Below are 6,858 nucleotides of genomic sequence, written 5' to 3' on the forward strand. Positions count from 1 at the left end.
ATGGGTAATCAGGAGGCGGCGGTGCATTAATCGACCGAGTTCTACCACCGGGGTGCTGAGTCACCTCAACCGCTGCTAAAGAACATTGACCCCCAGGTCAGACCGTCGCGGATAAATGTCTAGGTCCGGCGCGCACGAAGGCGCCCTGCGCACGGCCACCATAAAGCGCAGGTCGTCGGCCCTATGGTCGCTATCAGCTGCGTCATGACCTTTCTGTTCTCGGGACACACCGGCATCTGTCACACGCAGCGGATGGGCCAGGGCAAGCATCTCCGGCCCTGTTCACTCACTCCCGAAGAAGTCGCTGCCATCGCACCCGGTGAAGTCCACAGCACTATCAAAAACAGCCGCTGAACCTACCAACTGTTGGGGGCCGGCCAGTGAGGACAGGTACAGCACGGCATGGGTTTTATCGGCTCCCCGGGGATAATCGATCAGATAGTCCGGACGCCCGTCACCATCCAGGTCACCGGCCCAGCGCAGGTAGCCGGGCGAGGATGCCAGGCATTCACTCACATCATCCAGCATCTGCCGTACGCCCGGTTCTCGCAGTTGCAGCCTGATCCGCTTGCGATCCCTGTCGAGCAGTGGCATGAGGGTAATGGTACGCCCGGCGGCGACCGTTTCGAACGACTCCGTCGAAAGGTTTACAACTGCCGCCACGGGTCCCTCAACGGAGGCAAAGGTCAGTACCGGACCGGGTTTGAGCCAGGCATGAGCCTTGTCCCGGCGGAACCAGGCTTCAACGACGGGGGGCGAGTCCGATCCGGTGTTCGAGAAGTGCAGCCGCTGCAGAACCATCTCCATGCTGTCTCTGTTGTTCGGCACATCGCTGACGCTTACCTGCGCCGGGAGCAGGCTACAGCCACTGCCGTCACACTGAAATGACAGCCAGTCGCTGCCTGCCACTACCGGGTCGGAGGTGGTCACATCGTTGCCCACCACCATGACCAGCTTGCCTGAAAAGGTGCCGTCATCCAGGGCCACTGCGCTCTTGCACACCAGCAGGCTCGCCGTGAGTACCAGAAAAGTGAGTTTCATTATCGGTCCTCCTGCAGAACAACACTGTGGTCATTGGGCAATCTCACCACTTGATACTCAAGACCTTGGGAGACTGCGGAGAGCACCGTGGTCCATTTCAACGTCTGCGGATCAAACCAATCGGTATCGTAGTGCCCGCCATTCGGTGCGCGGGCTTCGACGACCCAGCCTTTCATCACCAGGTCGTCGCTCACCGCAAGCACCCTGCGGTTCTGACCAAAGGCAGGCAAGCCGGTGTTCGGTTGACGCAACCAGTGCGCACCATCGAGGGAGGATATCTCCATCGGATAAGGGCCATCACTTGCCGCAAGGGGCAATGTCCCAAAGCGCACGACTCGCCCGTCCGCCAGGATAAGGGAGGTGGCCTGGGTGAAAACACTGAGGGCTGACTCGCTCCAGCGCCCATGCTGCGGGTCGAATGTCACATAGGTAGCGGTACTGTCGAAATCCCCCAGGTACTGGAATTCATCCACCGCCTCAGGCCGCTCGGAGTCCGGCGAAAACAGCGCCAGCCCATGCGGTTGGGATTCGCCGCCGACAAAGACAATTCGCCCGTCGCCTATCTGGCGGATCTGCATCGGGTCAGTGGCCGAAGGCCGGCGCAGGTGCTTGAAAGCCGGCCACGCCACCCGCTTCAGGGATGCAGGGGTAGTACTGCTATCCAGGCTGATCTCATGAATTTCGCCTGCCGCATTAACCTCCAGCAGGTTACCGTTGGCCAGGGTCGTCAGCGCATTGATAACCGAGGGCGCTGTGCCATCGACGCGCTGCCATTGCGGGGGATCGTCAGCCTTGCCGGGGGGAAGCCACTCCATCAGGTAATGCTGCGGGGGATCGCTTTTTCTGAAATTGTCCAGGTTGCCATCCATTATCAGCACGCCGCCATTGAAGCGGTACGCCCGGCCCCTGTCGTGAGCGGCCTGCATGGGCGATACCGTGCCCAGACGGCCGGAGGTGTCGATGCTATCAACCACATTCAGGCCTGAACCGCCCATCACCATTGCCGGCTCGCTTGCCGTCGCCGGCAAAAAAACCGCGCCTTGCCGGTGCAGCGACAACAACTGCGGCGGCACCGCAACGGCTTCCTGGCGAGGGAAGAGCGTCTGGCGCAATGCAACCGGATAAAGGCTCTGGTCCCCCAGGCATTGAGAGTGCTCAAAGGAGCCTGATTCAGCCCAGGCATAGAGGCGACCAGCCGCCTGAAATGGAAAAACGGCGCACCCGCCGTATTGTGAACTCATACCGGACGCCAGCACTTGCCACGTGTCACGCTCGGGTTCATACCCCAGAATGTCGCCGCTAGTGCCTGCAATCATCATCAACAGGCGGCCATCACTGCCGGGCAAAACCATCGCACGATGCCCGGTGTTGCCAGAAGGCATGGGGGCCGCCGGGACAAAGCGGCCCGTTGCGGGGTCCAGGCGCTCTACGGTCCGTGACCCGTTGCTCCCCCCCGCCAAATGCGTAAAGCCACCGGAGACAAGCACACCGCCATCGGCAAGGGCCGTGGCATTGAGCTCGGACCGTGCCTCAAGCATTCTCGGGCCGTCACTCCATTGGCCGGTCTTTACATCGAGCACGTAGGTCTGGTCACGACAGGCATTACAACCACGGTACGGGTCATCGCCGCCTCCAAGAATCATCAAATTGCCTGGGCCAACAGTGGCCAGGCCATAATCGTTTCGGTAGGCAACCGCGAGCTCGGGCATCTGCGTCACCTGCAGGGTGCCGTCGACCACGCTGATGGTCTCTACGTGCAAATGACGATCGGCCTCCGTGCGCCAGACGTGGCCCAACATGGAGGGGGACAGCACGACCTTTTGCGAAGGCGGCTGGGACTCGCGGTATTCGATGACATGACCCAGCGACTTGCCATCATTGGCGACAAACCCGAACAACGCCATCTGGCGCCCCGGGCAGGAGTCGATCCACAGCCCAACGATGCCCGTGGGCAACCGTGCCTGCCATTGCAGCAACGCATTTTCCGTAAGGCCATCCATGACAATCGGGCGCTGCGTCAACTGGCCTGTCACGGGGTTCCAACTGTCCAACGTCGTGGGGGCTGCCACACAATGGTAATCGGTGGACGACCACTTCCGGCCATCTTGCCCAAGCCACTGAAAAGCCCCGGAGGCATCCGGCGTCATGGCGCCGTCGCCGGTGATATGCACCGAAGGCAATGGCGCAAACGGCAGCGTCTGGGCAACACCTTCGGCCCCGTGGGCAAGGGCCCCCGTCAGTATGCACAACAGCAACCCCGCCAGACCAAGCGGCAGACGGACTGACAAATCCCTGATCATGGGACTTCCTTATTGAGAACGTTGGTTGATCGCGTCGATAGGACGCTGTGCCTCAGCCGGCCAGCGGTTGAGTCAGTGAAGTGTCACCGGGAGTTTCTCGCGCCCGCCCTGGGTCCAGCTGCCCGACAGGCTCCCGTCGGCCGTAACCCTGAGGTCGAACACCCCGGATCCCCCATCGGCAGGATCAAGGCGCAGTAGAATATGCCCCGTGCCCATTCGGGTGAGTGTTAGCGGAATGTGCTGTTTGTCGCGGTTGTAAAAATAGAACGGCTGCCCGTCGCCGAAGATCATCAGGCTGATCGGCAGCTTGTCACCCAGCTCGCCGACATAGAGCCCGTCATGCAAGCCCGTGGTGGCCCTCAAGTCACAATCCGTCTGGTGCGAGAGCAACAGACAGCGACCGTAAGAAGTCAGGCCGGGGGCCAGCTCGGCGTAAGTCTCGCTATACGGCAAATCCATGAGGTCATCCAGCGCCTGGATCACGTGGGGGAACTCACACCCCTGAAGCAAGGTCAGTTTGCCGCCCGCCAGGTAGAAATCATTACGGGTCAACTCGCCGCGAATCATCCGTACACGACATTCCCTGTAACTGCTGCGCTGAGTCTCAGAGTCTTCATGACCGTCATCCGATCCCGGCGAAGAGTCGGCCCTGTCCGGCCTTTTCAGGAGTTCATCGATAGCTGCCAGACGCGCACGGAGCATGCGCTTGTCCAGGCGCCCCATGGCGGCGGGGGTGAGCAGATCGACAAGTTCGATCCGCTCGCCACTCTGAAGATCGAAGACCACTGGCCGACTGCTGTAACTGGGATGAGCGCCCATATAGTAGTCATTCAATTCCAGCGACAGATAGCCCGGTGCTTGATCCAGAACGGAATAACTCAGCCCGACGGTACCAGTTTCCGGATCCTGCTTTTCAAATGGCGATCGCGTGTACTTGCCATCTATCAGGCCTAACTGACTGTATTGCAGCCAGTTATTGATGCGCAGCGCGACATTCGCTGGCGTACCGACTATCAGAGGAGTGGCAAAATCATCCGCTTTTTCCGGATAGAGACGGGATTTCAACTGCTCCACCTTGAGCGCTGAAAAAACCAAGCCAGGCCAAAAAATACTCAACAGCGCAATCAGAGCGAAGGCTCCACGCATGACTCACCACTCCCTGGGCCTGTGCGCGACAGTCTAGCAAGTATTCATGTCCGGATGGGGCCTCTGGCGGTGCCACGAACGAAGACAGTGTAAGCCGCCGGGCTATCCAACAATAGCTAGAGGTGCGACTTGACTCCCCGTTACCTGAAATATGTTCTGGATCCTTACAAACTCAAGGAGTTCGAACATTACGCCCACCTATGGATTCCCCTGGTGAGCTGGTTTGGGGGGCCACATCACGACTGCTTCCTCCACCGCGAAGGCCGTCCGTGCCAGTTCCACATTGAGTGCAGTCAGCGACTCGTGTTGATGGGTGTTGTGGTTCAACTGAGTCGTACACTACCTTGGGTTTCTTGTCTCGGTCCGAGCAGGTGTCAGGCAATTGCCTGTGGGGCTTTGAAAGTCAATTGAACGGGAAGTCTCGCTTCCCGTTCATCAAGCGTTTGAACGCGGTCAGCCGTTGACGCTGACTACCTGTCCATCCAGTACTGAGTCCATCCTCAGCTGTGCCAACTCAATCAGATGCACCACACCCATCGCCACCTTGCGGTTCGAACCGGTCTGGTTGTCGGCGTGCTCATAGGCCGTGGCCGCCGCGGATTGCAGAATTGAGTAGACGTTGGCCAGGGCGCCTTCCTGGTTCCCGGGCTCATGCAGATGATCATGCAACACGGTGACAGGCGTTGGATTGGCACCTGCCTTCGGACCGAGGTTGTAGTGAGACAGCGCCCGGTCGGCGATATGAGGGTCGATGCTTTCGATGTTTGAGGTTGCAGGCGGATTGGGGGTAGGTTTGAACATGTGGCGTGACTCCAAGTCAGTCAACGAAGTGAGCCGCAACCATCGCTACTAAACGATTTAAAGGTGGCGGCCGAACGCAGGTTAGTAGACCGGTGACTAGGCCCGGCGCGCACGAATGCGCCCTGCGCACGGCCACCATAAAGCGCAGGTCGAAAGACATCGCCTTGCTGAAGGGGGCACTTTGCGCCTAGTCAAACGGCGGGCTACTAAACCCGATCACTGATGAGCAGTGACGAGTCGAAGCCTAGCCGCGAGATCAGGCGCAAACAAGCGGTCAGGATTTTCTAGGAAATTTCACTCAAGGGAAAGAGAGTTCTCTTGCCTGCCACTGAAATTGCTTCGGTGAGAGGCCGCGAGTGCCACTGGGCATATGGTCGATCACCACAGGTGAAAGAGACCGCTAGCTGGTCGCTACCTGGAGACGTACGGACTGTCTGCTCTGGAAATCAGTTTCTGAACAGTGGCGGCCAGAAGCAAACACTCTGAACCACCGAAACCTCGCGTACAGCCGGTCGAGATCGTATTGAAGTGTACGATGAGCCAGTATGTTCCCAGTCGTGCAAAGTGGACTTCCATATCCGCCTTCCTGAACCGCCTGACCGCTGCGCCCGGACCCTGGCGAACGAGACCAGCAGAGTAGTCACACCAATCAGGGATGCGCTATCCACTATCCTTGTGACTCAAGCAAACCTTTAGGCCATTCCCAATGAACAGCTTCCTGGCGCAGGCACAAAACAACCAGTGGTCGAACCGGCGATTGCTTTCCGCATGCTTCGCGTTAAGCCACGAGGAGTACGTGGCTGCACGAACGAGCTTCTTTCCCTCTATCGAACGAACGCTGTTGCATATATTGGACGTGGATCAGTTCTACCTCGCAGCACTGGAGCTTGATCTGGAAGGACAACGTAAGGAACTCCCTTCAGATTTATCGATTCATCAGATAGCGCAGCTTCAATCGGCGATAGACATCCGACTGATAGCTTATTGCGAACGGTTGGATGAGAACTCATTGGGTCGCCAAGCAGAGGTTGTGCGGGCGGAGGGCATAGTACTGGAGCGGGTCGACCGCCTACTGCTGCACCTATTCCAGCATCAGATCCATCATCGGGGACAAGTTCACGCGATGCTGTCCGGCACCCGTGTTGCACCTCCACAGCTTGACGAATTTCACCTGGATGGTGATCTACCACTACGAGCTTTGGACGAGGATCGGCTTACCTTCCCTCCGACGAACGTTCCATTACGCCCAGCCCCTGACGTTCCCAGCTGAGAGGCCTCACCGCATATGACTGGACGGCTAAACACCTAGCACGTGAGGGGGACTGGTCGAGTCAATAGTGCCAAATTTCTCGCGGGGTATAGCGATCCGAGCGAGGGGATCGCTGGCAAAATTGTTAGTCCACTGTGGGTCGGTTGCCGCTGGCAGAAAACGGCCGACTCTGTTGAAAAAGTCGCTCGGCCGCAGAAATGGGGGCCGACTGTTTTTCAACAGCATCGGCCGCAAGCGGCCAGTCACTCGGAAGAGAGCGATTTCGTGGGATCTGGCCGATTGCGTCGTGTAGCGTCGCTC

At 58.8% G+C, this 6,858-nt stretch carries 5 protein-coding genes and 1 pseudogene; 2 read left to right on the forward strand and 4 right to left on the reverse strand.

Features of this window, described 5'->3' with window-relative positions; genetic code table 11:
• Positions 1-282: 282 nt before the first annotated feature.
• The 3 genes from AC07T0_RS31540 to AC07T0_RS31550 form a co-directional block, all read right to left on the reverse strand.
• Positions 283-1,041, reverse strand: a complete 759-nt coding sequence (locus tag AC07T0_RS31540) for a hypothetical protein (protein ID WP_495004845.1) — start codon at positions 1,039-1,041, stop codon at positions 283-285.
• Positions 1,041-3,341, reverse strand: a complete 2,301-nt coding sequence (locus AC07T0_RS31545; protein WP_495004846.1) for a Kelch repeat-containing protein — start codon at positions 3,339-3,341, stop codon at positions 1,041-1,043. The genes AC07T0_RS31540 and AC07T0_RS31545 overlap by 1 nt, the downstream gene beginning before the upstream one ends.
• Before the next feature lie 72 nt (positions 3,342-3,413).
• A complete protein-coding gene (locus AC07T0_RS31550; RefSeq protein ID WP_495004847.1) occupies positions 3,414-4,487 on the reverse strand; it encodes a hypothetical protein in 1,074 nt (357 codons plus the stop codon).
• Positions 4,488-4,616: 129 nt separating this feature from the next.
• Here AC07T0_RS31550 and AC07T0_RS31555 point away from each other — a divergent pair.
• Positions 4,617-4,751: pseudogene (locus AC07T0_RS31555) on the forward strand (NIPSNAP family protein); the annotation flags it as partial.
• 189 nt (positions 4,752-4,940) lie between these two features.
• Here AC07T0_RS31555 and AC07T0_RS31560 read toward each other — a convergent pair.
• Positions 4,941-5,288, reverse strand: coding sequence for a DUF6124 family protein (locus AC07T0_RS31560; RefSeq protein ID WP_495004848.1), 348 nt, complete (start codon positions 5,286-5,288; stop codon positions 4,941-4,943).
• A gap of 706 nt (positions 5,289-5,994) precedes the next feature.
• On the opposite strand from AC07T0_RS31560, the gene AC07T0_RS31565 reads away from it, so the two are divergent.
• The gene (locus AC07T0_RS31565; RefSeq protein WP_495004849.1) at positions 5,995-6,558 is read left to right on the forward strand and encodes a DinB family protein; all 564 of its coding nucleotides are present in this window, start codon (positions 5,995-5,997) and stop codon (positions 6,556-6,558) included.
• Positions 6,559-6,858 lie beyond the last annotated feature (300 nt).

This window comes from Pseudomonas sp. GW821-FHT04D07, from assembly GCF_059420225.1.

Coding starts and splice junctions, on each gene's coding strand:
- AC07T0_RS31540 (WP_495004845.1), bottom strand. CDS start 1,041: ATGAAACTCACTTTTCTGGTACTCACGGCGAGCCTGCTGGTGTGCAAG.
- AC07T0_RS31545 (WP_495004846.1), bottom strand. CDS start 3,341: ATGATCAGGGATTTGTCAGTCCGTCTGCCGCTTGGTCTGGCGGGGTTG.
- AC07T0_RS31550 (WP_495004847.1), bottom strand. CDS start 4,487: ATGCGTGGAGCCTTCGCTCTGATTGCGCTGTTGAGTATTTTTTGGCCT.
- AC07T0_RS31560 (WP_495004848.1), bottom strand. CDS start 5,288: ATGTTCAAACCTACCCCCAATCCGCCTGCAACCTCAAACATCGAAAGC.
- AC07T0_RS31565 (WP_495004849.1), top strand. CDS start 5,995: ATGAACAGCTTCCTGGCGCAGGCACAAAACAACCAGTGGTCGAACCGG.